14 protein-coding genes are annotated in these 17,010 nt (G+C 65.6%); 7 read left to right on the top strand and 7 right to left on the bottom strand.

The window, feature by feature from the left end:
- Window positions 1–5: 5 nt before the first annotated feature.
- Window positions 6–944, bottom strand: a complete 939-nt coding sequence (hemC, locus tag CBY09_RS08415) for a hydroxymethylbilane synthase (protein WP_094288414.1) — start codon at window positions 942–944, stop codon at window positions 6–8.
- Window positions 945–1,075: 131 nt separating this feature from the next.
- On the opposite strand from hemC, the gene ppc reads away from it, so the two are divergent.
- Window positions 1,076–3,865 carry a phosphoenolpyruvate carboxylase gene (gene ppc, locus CBY09_RS08420; protein WP_094288416.1) on the top strand — a complete coding sequence of 930 codons (2,790 nt, stop codon included), beginning with the start codon at window positions 1,076–1,078 and terminating at the stop codon, window positions 3,863–3,865.
- A gap of 189 nt (window positions 3,866–4,054) precedes the next feature.
- On the top strand, window positions 4,055–6,184 hold the full coding sequence (locus CBY09_RS08425) for an EAL domain-containing protein (protein ID WP_094288418.1): 2,130 nt from the start codon (window positions 4,055–4,057) through the stop codon (window positions 6,182–6,184).
- Here the strand turns inward: CBY09_RS08425 and CBY09_RS08430 are convergent.
- Complete coding sequence (locus tag CBY09_RS08430) at window positions 6,153–7,436, bottom strand: AI-2E family transporter (protein WP_094288420.1); 1,284 nt, start codon at window positions 7,434–7,436, stop codon at window positions 6,153–6,155. The two genes, CBY09_RS08425 and CBY09_RS08430, sit on opposite strands and share 32 nt — an antisense overlap.
- A gap of 229 nt (window positions 7,437–7,665) precedes the next feature.
- Between CBY09_RS08430 and CBY09_RS08435 the strand changes: the two genes are divergently transcribed.
- Together CBY09_RS08435 and CBY09_RS08440 are read left to right on the top strand one after the other, a co-directional pair.
- Complete coding sequence (locus CBY09_RS08435; protein ID WP_420807442.1) at window positions 7,666–8,403, top strand: hypothetical protein; 738 nt, start codon at window positions 7,666–7,668, stop codon at window positions 8,401–8,403.
- Window positions 8,400–8,966, top strand: a complete 567-nt coding sequence (locus CBY09_RS08440; protein WP_165773885.1) for a FlgO family outer membrane protein — start codon at window positions 8,400–8,402, stop codon at window positions 8,964–8,966. The genes CBY09_RS08435 and CBY09_RS08440 overlap by 4 nt, the downstream gene beginning before the upstream one ends.
- A gap of 134 nt (window positions 8,967–9,100) precedes the next feature.
- On the opposite strand, the gene flhC is transcribed toward CBY09_RS08440, so the two are convergent.
- From flhC to CBY09_RS08465, 5 genes are all read right to left on the bottom strand, one after another.
- Window positions 9,101–9,652 carry a flagellar transcriptional regulator FlhC gene (flhC, locus tag CBY09_RS08445; RefSeq protein WP_094288425.1) on the bottom strand — a complete coding sequence of 184 codons (552 nt, stop codon included), beginning with the start codon at window positions 9,650–9,652 and terminating at the stop codon, window positions 9,101–9,103.
- Between the two features lie 35 nt (window positions 9,653–9,687).
- Entirely contained in the window at window positions 9,688–10,014 is a 327-nt protein-coding gene (gene flhD, locus CBY09_RS08450; RefSeq protein WP_008902803.1) for a flagellar transcriptional regulator FlhD, read from the bottom strand.
- A 328-nt stretch (window positions 10,015–10,342) separates the two neighbouring features.
- Entirely contained in the window at window positions 10,343–11,242 is a 900-nt protein-coding gene (locus CBY09_RS08455; protein WP_094288427.1) for a sulfurtransferase, read from the bottom strand.
- A gap of 74 nt (window positions 11,243–11,316) precedes the next feature.
- Window positions 11,317–12,228 carry a DMT family transporter gene (locus CBY09_RS08460; RefSeq protein ID WP_094288429.1) on the bottom strand — a complete coding sequence of 304 codons (912 nt, stop codon included), beginning with the start codon at window positions 12,226–12,228 and terminating at the stop codon, window positions 11,317–11,319.
- Window positions 12,229–12,368: 140 nt separating this feature from the next.
- Window positions 12,369–13,523 (bottom strand): aromatic ring-hydroxylating oxygenase subunit alpha, encoded by a 1,155-nt coding sequence (locus CBY09_RS08465; protein WP_094288431.1) that lies wholly within the window; start codon window positions 13,521–13,523, stop codon window positions 12,369–12,371.
- Window positions 13,524–13,848: 325 nt separating this feature from the next.
- Here CBY09_RS08465 and CBY09_RS08470 point away from each other — a divergent pair, with 325 nt between their 5' ends.
- The 3 genes from CBY09_RS08470 (at window position 13,849) to dxs (ending at window position 16,988) form a co-directional block, all read left to right on the top strand.
- Window positions 13,849–14,091: an exodeoxyribonuclease VII small subunit gene (locus CBY09_RS08470; RefSeq protein ID WP_094288433.1), complete on the top strand. Its 243-nt coding sequence runs from the start codon at window positions 13,849–13,851 to the stop codon at window positions 14,089–14,091.
- A gap of 29 nt (window positions 14,092–14,120) precedes the next feature.
- A complete protein-coding gene (locus tag CBY09_RS08475; RefSeq protein ID WP_165773886.1) occupies window positions 14,121–15,041 on the top strand; it encodes a polyprenyl synthetase family protein in 921 nt (306 codons plus the stop codon).
- Window positions 15,042–15,107: 66 nt separating this feature from the next.
- Complete coding sequence (dxs, locus tag CBY09_RS08480) at window positions 15,108–16,988, top strand: 1-deoxy-D-xylulose-5-phosphate synthase (protein ID WP_094288438.1); 1,881 nt, start codon at window positions 15,108–15,110, stop codon at window positions 16,986–16,988.
- The last annotated feature ends 22 nt before the right edge of the window (window positions 16,989–17,010 follow it).

Below are 17,010 nucleotides of genomic sequence, written 5' to 3' on the forward strand. Positions count from 1 at the left end.
GCCGATCAATTCAGGGGTTCGGCGCCCCGCGCGCCACCGGCACGCAGGCGCTGTGCAATCGCGTCGCCCAGCGCTTCGGCCTGCGCCAGCGTGGTGACGGGGGCGCTAGCCGCTGCGCGCACCAGGGGGGCCTGCGCATCCACATCGCCCCAGGCGGCGTCGAGCTGCAGCACGCCACCCGTGAAGGTGCCGTGCGCGGCCAGCGGCATCGAGCAGCTGCCGCCCATGGCGCGGCTCACGGCGCGTTCGGCGGCCACGGTGAGCCAGGTGGGCTGGTGGGCCAGCGGCGCCAGCGCGTCGATGAGGTCTTGCCGGTTGCTGCGCACTTCAATGCCCAGGGCACCCTGGCCTGCGGCGGGCAACATGGCGGCGGGCGCGAAGGTGGCGCGGATGCGCGATTCCAGGCCCAGGCGCTTCAGGCCCGCAGCTGCCAGCACGATGGCGTCGTACTGGCCTTCGTCCAGCTTGCGCAGGCGGGTGTCGAGGTTGCCGCGCAGCGGCTCAATCTTCAGGTCGGGCCGCAGGGCCTGCAGCAACACCTGGCGGCGCAGGCTCGAAGTGCCGACCACCGCACCCTGGGGCAGGGCATCTATGTTGGGGTAGTGGGGCGAGACAAACGCATCGCGCGGGTCTTCGCGTTCCATCACGCAGGCCAGCGCAAACCCCTCGGGCAGCTCCATGGGCACGTCCTTGAGCGAATGCACGGCGATGTGCGCGCGACCTTCTTCCAGTGCCACTTCCAGTTCTTTCACAAACAGGCCCTTGCCGCCCACCTTGGACAGCGAGCGGTCCAGGATCTGGTCGCCCTTGGTGGTCATGCCCAGCAGCTCCACCTGGTGGCCGCGCGCGCGCAACAGGGACTGCACATGCTCGGCCTGCCACAGCGCCAGGCGGCTCTCGCGCGTGGCGATCACGATGGAAAGAGGGGCGTTCTGGAGGCTCAAGTTCGTAACCTGTTTGTAATCTTTCAGGGGCGGGCGATGCTAGCATGCGCCCGCACTGGGGCTGGTGCACCCCGGGGGACACGGGGGCAGGCGGCTCCTGGCCACCACCCACCTCCGGAGACTCACGCACCATGAAACGATCCGACAAGGACCAGCCCCTGATCGACGACATCCGCCTGCTCGGGCGCATTCTGGGCGACGTGATCCGAGAACAGGAGGGCGTGGCCGCGTATGAGCTGGTGGAGCAGGTGCGCAAGCTCTCCGTCGCTTTCCGCCGCGACGCCGATCAGGAAGCCGACCGCGCGCTCAAGAAGCTGCTCAAGTCCCTGTCGGGCGACCAGACGGTGAGCGTGATCCGCGCCTTCACCTACTTCAGCCACCTGGCCAACCTCGCCGAAGACCGCCACCACATCCGCCGCCGCGCCGTGCACGAGCGCGCAGGTGACACGCAGGAGGGCAGCATCGAGGTCGCCCTCTCGCGCCTGCGCTGGGCTGGCATTGCGCCCAAGACCATCTCGCAGACGCTGGCAGGCAGCTACGTAGCCCCCGTGCTCACCGCCCACCCCACCGAGGTGCAGCGCAAGAGCATTTTGGATGCCGAACGCGACATCGCCCAACTGCTGGCCACGCGCGACGACATACAGGTGCGCGCGCAGCTCTACAACAGTGCCAAGGACGCGCTCACCCCGCGCGAGCTGGCCGCCAACGAAGCCCTGCTGCGCGCCCGCGTGGCCCAGCTGTGGCAAACGCGCCTGCTGCGCTACAGCAAGCTCACCGTGGCCGACGAGATCGAGAACGCGCTGTCGTATTACGAAGCGACCTTTCTGCGCGAGATCCCCAAGATCTACGCCGACCTCGAAAGCGAACTCGGCCAGTACCCTGTGCACAGCTTCTTGCGCATGGGCCAGTGGATCGGTGGCGACCGCGATGGCAACCCCAACGTCACCGCGCAGACCCTGCAGTACGCGCTGAGCCGACAGGCCGAAGTGGCCCTGCGCCACTACCTGACCGAGGTGCACTACCTGGGCGGTGAACTGTCACTGTCCGCCCGCCTGGTGCAGGTGTCGGCCGAGATGGAGGCCCTGGCCCAGCGCTCGCCCGACACCAACGAGCACCGCGTGGACGAGCCCTACCGCCGCGCACTCACGGGCATCTATGCACGTCTGGCCGCATCGCTGAAAGAGCTGACCGGTGGCGAGGCCGCGCGCCATGCCGTGGCGCCACAAAACGCCTACGCCAGCGCTGAAGAGTTCCTGGCCGACCTGCGGGTGATCGAAGCATCGCTGCAGTCGCACCATGGCCAGGCCCTGGCCGCAGAGCGCCTGCACCCGCTGATCCGCGCCGTGCAGGTGTTTGGCTTCCACCTGGCGACGGTGGACCTGCGCCAAAGCTCCGACAAACACGAGGAGGTGGTGGCCGAGCTGCTGGCCAAGGCGCGCATCGAGCCAAACTATGCGGGCCTGCAGGAAGCCGCCAAGCGTGCGCTGCTGATCAAGTTGCTCAACGACGCGCGCCCGTTGCGCGTGGTGGGCGCCGAGTACTCGGCCCACACGCAGGGTGAGCTTGCCATTTTCGAAACTGCCCGCGTGATGCGCGAGCGCTTCGGCCATGAAGCCATCCGCCACTACATCATCAGCCACACCGAAACGGTGAGCGATTTGCTGGAAGTGCTGCTGCTTCAAAAGGAAGTGGGCCTGATGAGCGGCACGCTCGATGCCGAATCCAAGAACCACCTCATCGTGGTGCCGCTGTTCGAAACCATCGAAGACCTTCGCAACGCCGCGCCCATCATGCGCGAGTTCTACAGCCTGCCCGGCGTGGCGGCCCTGGTGCAGCGCAGCGGTGGCGAGCAGGACATCATGCTCGGCTACAGCGACAGCAACAAGGATGGCGGCATCTTCACCAGCAACTGGGAGCTGTACCGCGCCGAGATCGCCCTCGTCGAACTCTTCGACGAACTCGCCACCACCCACGGCATCCAGCTGCGCATGTTCCATGGCCGGGGTGGCACTGTGGGCCGTGGCGGTGGCCCGAGCTACCAGGCCATCCTGGCGCAGCCCCCCGGCACCGTGCGCGGCCAGATCCGCCTGACGGAGCAGGGCGAGGTGATTGCCTCCAAATACGCCAACCCCGAGATCGGCCGCCGCAACCTCGAAACCCTGGTGGCTGCCACGCTCGAAGCCACGCTGCTACAGCCCACCAAGCCCGCGACCAAGGCCTTTCTGGATGCCGCCGCCCAGCTCTCGCTGGCCAGCATGGGCAGCTACCGCGCGCTGGTGTACGAGACGCCCGGCTTCACCGACTACTTCTTCAACTCCACGCCCATCCGCGAGATCGCTGAGCTGAACATCGGCTCGCGCCCCGCCAGCCGCAAGGCCAGCCAGAAGATCGAAGACCTGCGCGCCATCCCCTGGGGCTTCAGCTGGGGCCAGTGCCGCCTCACACTGCCGGGCTGGTTCGGTTTTGGCTCGGCGGTGGAGGCCTTCATCAACACCGAAGGCAAGGACCCCAAGGCCCAGCTGGCCCTGCTGCAGAAGATGTACCGCCAGTGGCCCTTCTTCCGCACCCTGCTGTCCAACATGGACATGGTGCTGGCCAAGAGCGACCTGGCCCTGGCCTCGCGTTACAGCGAACTCGTGACGGACGCGCGCCTGCGCAAGAAGGTGTTCACCGCCATCGAGGCCGAGTGGCAACGCACGGCCGAGGCGCTGACCCGCATCACGGGCGACAAGCAGCGCCTGACGCACAACACGGCGCTGGCGCGCTCCATCAAGCACCGTTTCCCGTACATCGACCCGCTGCACCACTTGCAGGTGGAGCTGGTGCGCCGCTGGCGCGCCGGGCAGGGCGACGAGCGGGTGCAGACGGGTATCCACATCTCCATCAACGGGATTGCGGCCGGGCTGCGCAATACGGGCTGATCGCCCGCGCTTCTTCATCCGTTTTGCCACCAGCGCCAGCGCGCGCTAGCATGGCCACCGGGGCGCTGTAGTGCCCTTGGCGGGGGCTTGGCAGCAGGCCCCGGCTACCGGCGCGGGGTAGCCACTGTGGTGGCGCGGCCCTGCGGTGCGTTGTCATGGTGGTGGCTCGTCGCTAACGGGCCGGGAGGCATGGCTTTGGGCAGGGATCTGGCGGCCTGGAGGGTGTTGCTGTCGCACCGGCTGGAGGCCGTGGCGCGCGCCGATTCGATGCGGGCCATCCGCGAGGGGTTGCTGTGGGTGTTGCCCTGCCTCATGGTGTCGGCCGTGTTCCTCGTGCTGTCGGTGGTGGCCGGTGTGCTGGGGCTGCCGCCTGCGGTGGGCGACATGCTGGCGGGGCTGCATGGCGAAATCAGTCGCATCCTGCCGCTGCTGATTGCTGCTTCGATTGGCTACATGCTGGCCATTCGCCACCAGTTGCCACGCCTTCCGGTGGCTTTTCTGTGTTTTGTGTACGTGGCGCTTGCGTCATATCAGCTCAGCGGGCAGCCGCGCGCCGCTGCCACACTGGTGCTGTTCATCGCGATTGCCTCGCCGCTCATCAATGTGCCGCTGATGGCCCGGCTGATGCGGTTGCGCTGGCTGCAGGTGTCCCGGGGGGCGCTGGTCAGCGACAACGTCGAGGACGCGGTGAACATGGTGGTGCCCGGCATCGTCACGGCTGCGCTGCTGGCGGCGGTGCTGGCGCTGTTGCAGCAATGGTCGGGCCTGGCGCAGTGGAGCCTGCCCATGGACATGGTCGATCCCGACCGGCCCTACTTCAACGCCGTCGTGCTCACCGGCATGAACTCGCTGCTGTGGTTCTTTGGCATCCACGGCTATCACGCGCTCCAGCCCCTGTTCCAGGTGCTGGAGCAGGCCGTGGGCTGGAACGCCATCGAGCTGCTGACCGACCAGGTGCCCCAGTACCCGCTGAACGCGGGGTTGCTGGGGGCGTTTGCCTTTATCGGGGGCGCGGGTGGCACCTTGTCGCTCGTGGTGGCCGTGCTGTGGCGGGTGCGCAGCCCGGGGCTGCGCCTGTTGGCGGTGGCCAGCCTGCCCATGGCCTTGCTGAATGTGAACGAGCTGCTGCTGTTCGGCATCCCGTTGATCCTGAACCCGCGCCTGCTCGTTCCTTTCATCCTGGTGCCTGCGGTCAACGCCTGCCTGGCGCTGGCGGCCGTGCAGACGGGCTGGGTGCCCATGGCCACCGTGCCCATGCCCCTGAACGCCCCGGTGGTGTTCAATGCCTACGTCAGCACCCAGGGGGCCTGGTCCGCGGTGGCCTTGCAACTGGCCCTGGTGCTGCTCGGGGCCTGTATCTATGCACCGGCTGTGCGTGCGCTGGAGCGCCACCATGCCACCACCGTGCACCTGCCAGGGCTGGACACCACGTTCACGCGGCTGCAGGAGGAGGGGAGCCTCTACGCCCACGACCCCATCGTGGTGGCACAGCAGGGCCAGGCCCGCAGGGACGACCTGGTGGCCCGGGTGCGCCGCATGGGGGACTATGAGTTCTTCCTGGAGTACCAGCCGCAGGTGTCGCCGCGCACGGGCCTGTGTGTGGGGTGCGAGGCGTTGCTGCGCGCCCGCGACTCGCAGGGGCGGATCCAGTCGCCAGGGGCGTTCCTCGCCTGGTTGTCCGAGGCGGGGCTGATGAAGGAGGTGGACCTGTGGGTGGCGGCTGCGGCGCTGCGGCAGTACCGGCGCTGGCGCAATGCGGGCTTTGAGCTGCCGATTTCCATCAACGTCACGGGGCCCACCCTCATGTCGCCCGCCCATTGCCAGCGCCTGGTGGCTTTGATCACGCCTGCGGCGGGGTGTATCAGCATCGAGATCACGGAGGATGCTCTGGCGGCCGATGTGGCGCAGATGCGCGATGCCATTGCCCGGGTGCATGCCGTGGGCGCGAAGGTGTCCATCGACGACTTTGGCACCGGGTACTCGTCACTGAGTTATCTGCACGCCTTTGCGGTAGACACCATCAAGATCGACCGCAGCTTTGTGGTGACCAGTGCCGAGCCACAGGGTGCCCGCGTGCTGGAGGGCCTGCTGCATTTTTGCCAGAGCCTGGGGCTGGGCATGGTGGTGGAGGGCGTGGAGACCGATGAACAGCTGCAGGTGCTGCCCGCCTCCATCGACCTGCGCGTGCAGGGCTGGTATTACAGCCGCGCCCTGGCGGCAGACGACCTGCCGGCGTTTGTGCAGCAGTGCGCGCAGGGGGGGGCAGGCAAGGTGGCACCCGTCGTGCCTACTGCCCCAGCAGTTCGCCCACCGGTTTGAGGTCTTCCACGCGGTCGCACACCGCTTTCACGGCCATCATCACCGGGATGCCTAGCAGCAACCCCCACAGGCCCCAGAGCCAGCCCCAGGCCAGCACGCTCACGAAAACGGCCACGGGGCTCATGCTGCTGGCTCGGCTGGTGAGCCAAGGTGTGAGCAGATTGCCGACGATGGTGTGGATCACCAGCGATGCACCACCAACGGCCAGGGCCATGTCGAGCGTGCCGAACTGCAGGAAAGCCACCAGCGCCGATGCCCCTGTGACCAGGGCCGAGCCGATGTAGGGCGCGAGGTTGAGTACACCGGCTGCCACGCCCCATACCGCCGCGTTTTGCAGGCCCAATGCCCAGTACGCCAGGCCGGTGGCCACGCCCACCAGCACGCTGGTGAACACCTGCAGCAGCAGATAGTGCTGGATCTGGCGGGTGATGTCATCGAGGACATGGGTGGTGACCTTGCGCCTCTCCAGGCTGGTGCCCGCGATGCGCAGCAGCTTGTCGCGCAGCAGGTTGCCCGAAGCCAGGGCGAAGAAGGTCAGGAAGACGACCACCATGAGCTGCCCCAGGGCCGACATAAGCCCCACGGTGCCACTCCAGAGGTAGTCGCGGATGTTGAAGGGCGGGCGCTCGACAATGACCCGTTGCACCCCCCGGCGTGGCGCGGCCGTGGCGCTGCTCTCGTTGGCCGCCTGTTCAAGCTGCGTGGCCGCCTTCTGCATGGTGTCCAGCGGGCTGCTGCCCCCGGCACGGGCCTTGAGGTTGTCGCGTACCTTCTTCGCGGCCACCGGCAATGAGTCCACCAGCTGAGCCGCGCCGTCGCTGAGCGACCAGGCGGCGCTGGCCAGCCCCGAGACCATGGCGATCAGCAGCGCGCCCGCCCCCAGCCAGCGCGGGATGTGCCAGCGGTACAAGATGTCCACTGCCGGCCGCAGCGCGGTGGTCAGCAGCAGGCTGAGCATGATCGGAATGAACACCGCGCTGGCCCAGTGCAGCAGCGCCACCGTTGCAAACAGCGCCAGCAGGGCAAGCGACAGGTTGCGCACGTCCACGGGCATGTGGAGGGTCAGGGGAGTCGATGGGTTGGCGGGAGTGTCTGCCGTGTGCTGCAGCGGTGGGGCTGATGTGACGGGCAGATGAAGATTGTTGCCTGGTAGATCCGCGGCGGGAGGTGTAGGGGTACAGCCGGGAGCGTCAGGGTTGTGCGATGTTGGCGCTGCGGGCGCATGAGGCGGTTCGGTGGGAGATGCTGTCATGGGCAGATTCTGATGCGGCGGAAAAGGGGGCGGCAGGAGCCGGTCGCATGGAGTGTGGTCGGCGAAGTGTCGCGCAAATCCAGCTTTTTTTGACCAATAGGGCCTAGCGTACGGGCATAGCATCGCGACTATGCAATCTCATCATCTTCGCTCAATGCCTTCGCGTTGGGGGCGTAGGCCCTGGTGGCCTCTTTGGGGGCTGGCTTTGCTAGTCACGGGCTGTGCGGGGTTGGATGTGCCGCAGCCAGAGCGGCATGCGGTATCGGGGCAGAAGACATTGCAGGCGGTTCACCACTGGGACGTGCTTGCTGACGATGTTGCTGTGCGCGTTACCGAAAAAGTCCGCGATTGGCCTGTGGGGGAGCATCCGATTTATGTCTCGGCAAAAGCAGACACCCGCTTCAATCAGGCATTTCGCAGGCTGTTGATGAACAAGCTGGCAGATCGCGGAGTTGCTGTGACCACAGAGCCGGGTACGGTGCAATTGGTCGTTGATACGCAGGTGGTGCAGCACATGCAACCCGGATCGAGTGTGTTGGACTGGATACCGTTGGCCTCAGGGGTGAGTGTGGCGCGCGATGGCGTTCATTTCCATGGTGCAAGCTCTTTCTACCCACCTGGCAACGAGAAAGACGTAGGCGACAAAAAAATGGTCGGCAAAGTTGGCGCAGAAGGCGATGTGGTGGTGGCTTCTGGCAGCGCGTTTGGGGCCGCCGTGGCGGCAATGCAGATTCGCAAAACCCCAGCAGAGCCCGAAACACCCGTGGTGTATCCCCGTTTGGGGGCTCCGGCGCGGTCCGAGCTGCTGGTGACTGCATCACTGGAGAGCGGCGGGCGTTTTTTGGGGGGTACATCGAATGTGTACTCCCTGGTGCATGACGATGCTTTGCTGTACCTGCCTGCAGAACCTCGCATGCAGGGAGCCGTGCCTACCTCGATCAAAACCTGGCGGGTGGTGAGCCCATGATGTGGCGTTTGGCACGAAGTGGCTTGGGGTTTGCCGCAGCTGCGACGGCATTTGCGCTGTCGGGTTGTGCCAGCTACTACTACGGTGACAACGGCTCGGGAGGAGGGGGTTCAGGTATGCCCCGAACGTCCATCATCGCGGCGAATCACCACGCGGCAGACATGTTAGTCCAGAACGCGTCGCTGGACCCCCGTCACCCGGTGCTGGTCTCGACGCTGGTGAATGTGGATCGGCTGGGGGAGTCCTCCCGCATGGGCCGGATTTTTTCGGAGCAGATCGCCGGACGTCTTGTGCAAAGAGGTTTGCCTGTCACCGAACTCAAGATGCGCGAAAACCTTGTGATGCAGCGCGAGCAAGGCGAGTTGCTGCTGTCGCGGGAACTACGCGAGGTGAGCAGGGCGCACGATGCGCAAGCGGTGGTGGTGGGGACCTATGCTGTGTCGGCCACCGTCCTGTACGTCAGCATCAAGCTGGTCAAGCCGGACGGGAACCTGGTTGTGGCGGCGCACAACTATGCCGTGCCGATTGACGAAAACGTGCGCGCACTCCTGTTTGGGCGGTAGGCTCATCGCAGCACGCCATGTTGTGCTGTGAAGGCTGGAAGAAGATTTCAAGCAAAAAGGCCGCTTGAGGGCCTTTTGCTTGCGCATCGCGCAATCCGCCTATTTGCCGTTAGTCAGTCAAAGGTGCTTGCCATTCAATGCAACATCAACGCACCCGCCGTCTTGCTCTTGCCCGCGCGCGCTGGCGGGTTGCACAGGCCGCAGGTGAAGTGGCGGTTCTCGTACAGCTCGGTCACAAACTGGCCGCTGCACTGTGCGCACTTGGTGCGGGTCAGCATGCCTGCATCCACAAACTTGACCAGGCGCCAGGCGCGGGTGAAGGACAGCAGAGGCTCGATCTCGGCGGTGGTGACCTGTTCGTTGTAGAGACGGTAGGCCTTGGTCAGCAACTCCACCGAATCCAGGTCCACGCCCTTGGACAGGTATTCGTAGATGTTCAGGAACAGCGAGCTGTGGATATTTTCCTGCCAGGTCAGGAACCAGTCGGTCGAGAACGGGAGCTGCCCCTTCGATGGCGACTTGCCCGCGATCTCCTTGTAGAGACGGATCAGGCGTTCATAAGACAGCGTGGTCTCCGATTCGAGCACCTGCATGCGGGCGCCCATCTGGATCAGCATGGCGGCGCGTTCGATCTGCTTGGATTCGTTCAAGACGCTCTTGACTGGGGCTTTGGCGGAGGTGGACATGGCGGGCTTTCAGGCTGGATGAAGAAGGTTCGGGCTCAGAGCACTTCCGACACACGGCTGGCCATCAAAATGTTGGCGTGCAGCGTGTTGGTGGCTTCGTTGCCTACCTTCTTGGCCGAGTGGTTGGTCAGCAAGCTCCACACCAGGTTGTCGTCCACGCGGAAGCTGCACAGCAGCGTGTTGCGGGAGGCCAGCTTCATCACTTGCGCTGCAGACAGCGACGCGAGAATATCGGCAGACTCTTCATTCATGCCCAAGCGGAACACGGCTTCTGCCTTGTCCTGGCGAATCAGGGTCTGGGCCAGCATCAGGTAGGTGAGGTTGGCTTCGCGGATTTCGGCGAGGAGTTGTTCGTTGGTCATGGCGGCTTCCTTTGTTCCAGTTCCCGGACCCTGCGTTGCCTGCTGGTTGCAGGTTTTGCGTGATCCGTTGAAATGGATTGTGAAACCGCCCCAATCAGAAATTAAGTCGGGGTTTGGCTGTGCCGCGTGTCTGGTTTTGCAGTGGCGCCTGTAGGAATTTACCTTACACGCCAATCAGGTGCCGACTGTCTTTTCATGGGGGCGCACTTGCTGCAATGGCTGGCGCAGGCCCATGCGTTCTGCTCATGGTTTTGATAGCACCCGCAAACCCCTCTTTTTTGCGCTTTTGCAACCCTTGGCGCCTGATAACCGCTGACGCGAGCGCTGCTTAGCCTTTTTCGACGGGGCGCGAAGGGTCGGAACACCACTCGCTCCAGCTGCCGGCAAACAGTGCAGTGGTGCCCAGGCCCGCGACTTCCATGGCCAGCAGATTGGGCACAGCGCTCACGCCGCTGCCGCATTGGTGCACCACCGTGGCGGGGTTGCGGCCCGCCAGCAGGGCGTCGAACTCAGCACGCAGCAGGGCCGCAGGCTTGAAACGACCGTCGGCGCCGATGTTCTCGGCAAAGGGGCGGTTGAGTGCGCCCGGAATATGGCCAGCTACGGGGTCCAGAGGCTCCACTTCGCCCCGGTAGCGGGCACCAGCGCGGGCATCGATCACGGTCTGGCCGGGTTGCTGCAGGTGCGCAAGCACATCGCTGGCCGTGGTCAGTCGGCGCAGGGGCTCAGCCAGTTGGAAGTGGGACTGGAAGTGCGAGGGCTCCTCGCCGCTGTTGACCGCGCCGCCAGCGGCTTGCCAGGCCTGCAGGCCGCCATCGAGCACGGCCACGGCATTGTGGCCCGCCCACTTGAGCATCCACCACAGACGCCCGCAGTAGTTGGCACCCTGGCGGTCGTACACCACGGCCTGCATGTTGTTGGCAAAGCCCACGCTGGACAGCCACATCGCAAAGCGCTCGCGGCTGGGCAGCGGGTGGCGACCGCCGGATGCGGGCTTGTCGGCCTCCTGCGCGGTGACGGTGCCGCCCGCACCCGGCAGGCCATGTTTGGCGCTCAGGTGATTGTTGAGATCGGCGTACACCGCGCCCGGGATGTGGGCCTCTCTGTACTGCTGGGCGCCAGCCGAGGCCTGCATCAGGTCAAAGCTGCAGTCAAACACCATCAGCGGTGCGCCGCTGTCGATCTGGGCCTGCAGTTCGGTGGCAGAGATGAGGGTCGTGTAGGTCATGGTGTGTGCCAGTGCGAAGGAAAAACGGGCTCCATTGTGTCCAACTGCTTACAGCCTCGTGCAGCCACGTTGTATCAATGTTCTTCGGCAGGGGCTCCGGGTGCCGCGCGGGCCCGCAGGATGGTGGCCACAATGCCGCTGCCCACGATGAGGGCCATGCCGATCCAGCCGATGGGGGGAATCTTGTCGCCAAACAGCAGTACGCTGTACAGGCCCGCAAACACGATGCCCGAATACTGCAGGTTGGCCACCACCAGCGTGCCGCGCTGGGTCTTGGCGCTGGCATAGGCCTTGGTCATGCACAGCTGGCCTGCGGCGGCCAGAATGCCGATGGGCAGCAGCCACAGCGCCTGCCAGCCCGGCCAGGGTGAAGTGCCGGTGAACAGCAGGGCGCCACCGCCCGCTACCGCCGAGCCCACCGCAAAATAGAACACAGTGCGCGATTCCGGCTCGCCAATGCGCGACAGCGCCACCACCTGCATGTAGGCAAACGCGGCGGTCAGGCCGGACATCAGCCCGATCAGTCCGGCAAAGGCCTGGTTCTGGTCGAGGCTGGGGCGCAGCATCAGCACCACGCCAATAAAACCAACCAGCACCGTCAGCACCAGCGGGCCCTGTAGCGCCGGGCGGGGGGTGGCGGGCGAGGGGCGCCAGGCCAGCAGCGTGCCACCAATCAGGAAGGCGGCGATCCACACGCTGCTCATGTAGTTGAGCGTCATGGCCGTGGCCAGGGGCAGGTGGGCAATGGCAAAGAACCAGGCCCCCAGCGAGGTCACGCCCACCAGGCTGCGCCAGGCGTGCATGCCGGGGTATTGCGTGGCCAGCGTCACCTTTTGCGAGCGCGCCAGCAGCCACAGGATGGCCATGCCGATGAGGCCCCGGTAGCACACCAGTTCGGCCGAGTTGAAGAAGTCCGATGCGATCTTGACGCACACCCCCATGCTGGCAAACAGGAACGCGGCCAACACCATCCAAAGGGCTTGCATCGGGTTGTGGTCTCTTGAAGTGCGCCACGGGGCGCAGAAATGAAAATAGCTGCTGGCGCTTAATTTTTAAGCACTGGCAGCTATTGTAATGAGAGCAGACCACGGCGGGCCTGCGGATTGGCTGGGATTTGCCGCTGTATTCAGCGCTTTGGGGTGCTGGCGTCCAGCGCGTCGCTGCCCATCGCTTCGCGGTACCACTCATGGAAGTGCTGCATGCCGTCTTCCATGGGGCTTTGGTAGGGGCCCACCTCGTTGTCGCCACGGGCCAGCAAGGCCTTGCGGCCGGCGTCCATGCGCTCGCCGATCTCGTCGTCCTCGATGCAGGTCTCCATATAGGCAGCTTTCTGTGCCTCAACGAATTCGCGCTCGAAGGCGGCTATCTCTTCGGGGTAGTAGAACTCCACCATGTTCAGCGTCTTGGTGGGGCTGACGGGGTGCAGCGTGGACACGGTGAGCACATGCGGGTACCACTCCACCATGATGTGCGGGTACAGCGTGAGCCAGATGGCGCCGTACTGTGGGGGTTTGCCGCTCCGGTAGTCCAGCAGCGCCTTGTGCCAGCGTTCGTACACGGGACTACCCGCCTTGCCCAGGCGGTTGGCTACGCCCACGGTCTGCACCGAATAATTCTTGCCAAACTCCCAGCGCAGGTCGTCGCAGGTCACAAAGCTGCCCAGGCCCGGGTGGAAGGGGCCGACGTGGTAGTCCTCCAGATAGACCTCGATGAAGGTCTTCCAGTTGTAGTTGCACTCGTGCAGCTCTACGTGGTCGAGCACGTAGCCATCAAAGTCCAGGTCGGCGCGCGGGCCCATCTGGGCCAGGTCGGCGGCCACGTCGTAGCCGTTGTCTTCAAACAGCAGGCCGTTCCACTCGCGCAGCTTGTAGTTGTTCAGGTTGAGGCAGGGGTCGTGCGCGAAGTGCGGTGCGCCCAGCAACTCGCCCTGGGGGCTGTAGGTCCAGCGGTGCAGGGGGCAGACGATGTTGCCACCCGCATGGCCCTTGCCCTGGCCCTGCAGCGACCCCTTGCCCTTGAGCATCACGGCCTGGCGATGGCGGCAGACATTGGAGACCAGCTCGATGCCGCCCTGGGCGTTGCGCACCAGCGCGCGGCCCTCGCCCTCCTGGGGCAGGGCGTAATAGTCGCCGGGATTCGGCACGCTCAGCTGGTGCCCCACATAGCGGGGCCCGCGCTGGAAGATGGTGTCCAGCTCGCGCTGGAACAGCGCATCGTCAAAGTAGCTTGAAACTGGTAGTTGGCTTGCGGCCTGCTGCAGTTGAAGACTTAAATCAGACATGGGTGACCTGACCTAAAGACTCCCCACAGGGAGAAAGTGCGGGAGGTGCGCCAAGGCGCATCCAGAAAAAAGAAACCGGCTAGGGTGAGTAGCCGGCTCGACGGGAATGGGATTATAGGTGGTGGGGTTATTCCCGCACCCCCCCTACGTGTATTGAAATTACTGTTCTAGACGCAGGTCAAACAGGCGCTGGGTGGGCTTGTGCCTTTGGCGGCTGCCGGGCGGGTTCTGGGGCGCTGCGTCCATTCGGCGGGCTCCGGTCTCTGCGCCGTGGTGGTGCGCCTAAAATGGCCGGTTTTCTCACCTGCGCTCTGCCGCTTTGCCCATGCCCAAGGCTCCTGCCACCCCTGCACCACCCGCCGAACCCGCCAGCTACGAAGCGGCGCTGGAAGAGCTGGAGCAGCTTGTGGCCCGCATCGAGTCAGGCCAGTTGCCGCTGGACCAGATGCTGGCGGGCTACCAGCGTGGCGCGGCGCTGCTGGCGTTCTGCCGCCAGCGGCTGGAAGCGGTGCAGGACCAGATCAAGGTGCTGGACGATGGCCAGCTCCAACCATGGACCCAGGAATGAGTGCAGTGCCCGCGCCTTCAGACGCAGTGATGAGTCAGCTTTCCCCGTTTGATGTGGTCCCCTGGAGCCACAACCACCTGGCCCGCGTGGAGCAGGCCCTGTCCGGGTGGGTGGGTCATGGTGCCCCTGCCGGGCTGGGCGATGCCATGCGCTACGCCGTGCTCGATGGCGGCAAGCGGCTGCGGCCACTGCTGGTGCTGGCCGCGTACGAGGCGGTGTGCAGCGGCACCCCAGCTGCGGAGGTGTCGGGCGAGGCGGCCCTGCGCGCGGCGTGTGCGGTGGAGCTGATCCATGCCTATTCCCTGGTGCACGACGACATGCCCTGCATGGACAACGACGTGCTGCGCCGGGGCAAGCCCACGGTGCATGTGCAGTTTGGCGAAGCCCAGGCCCTGCTGGCGGGCGATGCGCTGCAGGCCTTCGCGTTCGAGCTGCTCACCCCCGACGACAGCCCCGTGCCTGTTGCCATGCAGGCCACGCTGTGCCGCCTGCTGGCGCGCGCAGCGGGCTCGGCCGGCATGGCGGGCGGCCAGGCGATTGACCTGGCCAGCGTGGGCGTGGCGCTGACCGAAGACCAGCTGCGCCAGATGCACCGGCTCAAGACCGGTGCGCTGCTGCAGGGCAGTGTGCTCATGGGCGCCGTGTGCGGCCAAGCGGCACCGGCGGCCTACCAGGCGCTGTCGGAGTACGGCGCGGCCATGGGCCTTGCGTTCCAGGTGGTGGATGACATCCTGGACGTGGTGGCCGATTCGGCCACGCTGGGCAAGACGGCGGGCAAGGATGCTGCCGCCGACAAGCCCACCTATGTCTCTTTGCTGGGGCTGGAGCGTGCCCAGGCCCACGCGCAGGAACTGCTGCAGGACGCACACGCTGCCCTGGCGCGCAGTGGCTTGCCGGACACCCGTGCCCTGGCTGCGCTGGCCGACATGGTGGTGCGCCGCTCTTACTAGAATTTGAACAAAATTGGCCTCTACCGCCTGTCCATCATGCGTTAGCAGCTATTAAAAGAATAGTAAATGTCCACGACCTCCTTCCCCCTGCTGCAGACCATCAACGACCCGGCAGACCTGCGCCAGCTCGCGCGCGCCGACCTCAAGGCGCTGGCTGCCGAGCTGCGCGAGTTCGTGCTGCACAGCGTCTCCCAGACCGGCGGACACCTCAGCTCCAACCTGGGCACGGTGGAGCTGACCGTGGCCCTGCACCATGTCTTCAACACCCCCGAAGACCGCCTAGTGTGGGATGTGGGCCACCAGACCTACCCGCACAAGATCCTGACCGGCCGCCGCGACCGCATGCACACGCTGCGCCAGCTGGGCGGCATCTCGGGCTTCCCGCAGCGCGCCGAAAGCATCTACGACACCTTTGGCACGGCGCATTCCAGCACCAGCATCTCGGCGGCCCTGGGCATGGCACTGGCCGCCAAGCGCAAGGGCGAAAACCGCCACGCCGTGGCCATCATCGGCGACGGCGCGATGACGGCAGGCATGGCGTTTGAAGCGCTGAACAACGCCGGTGTGGCCGACTGCAACCTGCTGGTGGTGCTCAACGACAACGACATGAGCATCAGCCCGCCCGTAGGCGCGCTCAACCGCTACCTGGCCCAGCTCATGAGCGGCCAGTTCTACGCCGCCGCCAAGAATGTGGGCAAGACCGTGCTCAAGCCCGTGCCGCCCCTGCTGGAGCTGGCCAAGCGTTTCGAGCAGCAGGCCAAGGGCATGGTGGTGCCCGCCACCCTGTTCGAGAAATTCGGCTTCAACTACATCGGCCCCATCGACGGGCATGACCTCGATTCGCTGATCCCCACGCTCGAAAACATCAAGAGCCTCAAGGGCCCGCAGTTCCTGCATGTGGTCACCAAGAAGGGCCAGGGCTACAAGCTGGCCGAGGCCGACCCCATCGCTTACCACGGCCCTGGCAAGTTCGACCCCAGTGTGGGCCTGACCAAGCCCGCCACGCCACCCAAGCAGACCTTTACCCAGGTGTTTGGCCAGTGGCTGTGCGACATGGCCGCGCAGGACCAGCGCCTGGTGGGCATCACGCCTGCCATGCGCGAGGGCTCGGGCATGGTCGAGTTTGAAAAGCGTTTCCCCGAGCGCTACTACGACGTGGGCATTGCCGAGCAGCACGCCGTGACCTTTGCCGCGGGCATGGCCTGCGAGGGCGTGAAGCCCGTGGTGGCGATCTACTCCACCTTCCTGCAGCGCGGCTACGACCAGTTGATCCACGATGTGGCCCTGCAGAACCTGCCCGTGGTGTTTGCGCTCGACCGTGCGGGCCTGGTCGGTGCCGACGGCGCCACCCATGCAGGGGCGTACGACATCCCGTTTGTGCGCTGCATCCCCAACATGGGCATGGCCTGCCCGGCCGATGAGCGCGAATGCCGCCAGCTGCTCACCACGGCCTTCGAGCAGAACCACCCCGTGGCCGTGCGCTACCCGCGTGGCAGCGGAGCAGGTGTGGCCCCGCTGGCGGGGCTGGAGGGGCTGCCGTTCGGCAAGGGCGAGATCCGCCGCGAGCGCCAGGGCACCGATGCCAACGCGCCGCGCATCGCCATCCTGTCGTTTGGCACCTTGCTGTACCCCGCGCTGGAGGCGGCGGAGTCGCTGGATGCCACCGTGGTCAACATGCGCTGGGCCAAGCCCATCGACGAGGCCTTGCTGCGCGACGTGGCCGAGCGCCACGATGCCTTGGTCACGCTCGAAGAAGGTGCGATCCAGGGTGGCGCGGGCAGTGCCGTGACCGAAGCCCTCAACACCATGGGCATCGTGCGCCCCGTGCTGCAGCTGGGCCTGCCCGATGCGTTCATCGAACACGGCGACCCGGCCAAGCTGCTGTCGCTGCAAGGGCTGGATGCGGTGGGGATACGCAAAGCCATCGAGCTTCGGTTTTCGCGCTAGCCAGCTTGCTTTTCGGTTGTCC

Origin of the sequence: Acidovorax kalamii (genome assembly GCF_002245625.1) — a bacterium.
In the GTDB taxonomy this organism is placed as follows: domain Bacteria; phylum Pseudomonadota; class Gammaproteobacteria; order Burkholderiales; family Burkholderiaceae_C; genus Acidovorax; species Acidovorax kalamii.

Bases quoted from the DNA above. Each gene is read 5' to 3' on its own strand.
- ppc (WP_094288416.1), top strand. From the start codon at position 1,076: ATGAAACGATCCGACAAGGACCAGCCCCTGATCGACGACATCCGCCTG.
- CBY09_RS08425 (WP_094288418.1), top strand. From the start codon at position 4,055: ATGGCTTTGGGCAGGGATCTGGCGGCCTGGAGGGTGTTGCTGTCGCAC.
- CBY09_RS08430 (WP_094288420.1), bottom strand. From the start codon at position 7,436: ATGACAGCATCTCCCACCGAACCGCCTCATGCGCCCGCAGCGCCAACA.
- CBY09_RS08440 (WP_165773885.1), top strand. From the start codon at position 8,400: ATGATGTGGCGTTTGGCACGAAGTGGCTTGGGGTTTGCCGCAGCTGCG.
- flhC (WP_094288425.1), bottom strand. From the start codon at position 9,652: ATGTCCACCTCCGCCAAAGCCCCAGTCAAGAGCGTCTTGAACGAATCC.
- flhD (WP_008902803.1), bottom strand. From the start codon at position 10,014: ATGACCAACGAACAACTCCTCGCCGAAATCCGCGAAGCCAACCTCACC.
- CBY09_RS08455 (WP_094288427.1), bottom strand. From the start codon at position 11,242: ATGACCTACACGACCCTCATCTCTGCCACCGAACTGCAGGCCCAGATC.
- CBY09_RS08460 (WP_094288429.1), bottom strand. From the start codon at position 12,228: ATGCAAGCCCTTTGGATGGTGTTGGCCGCGTTCCTGTTTGCCAGCATG.
- CBY09_RS08465 (WP_094288431.1), bottom strand. From the start codon at position 13,523: ATGTCTGATTTAAGTCTTCAACTGCAGCAGGCCGCAAGCCAACTACCA.
- CBY09_RS08470 (WP_094288433.1), top strand. From the start codon at position 13,849: ATGCCCAAGGCTCCTGCCACCCCTGCACCACCCGCCGAACCCGCCAGC.
- CBY09_RS08475 (WP_165773886.1), top strand. From the start codon at position 14,121: ATGAGTCAGCTTTCCCCGTTTGATGTGGTCCCCTGGAGCCACAACCAC.
- dxs (WP_094288438.1), top strand. From the start codon at position 15,108: ATGTCCACGACCTCCTTCCCCCTGCTGCAGACCATCAACGACCCGGCA.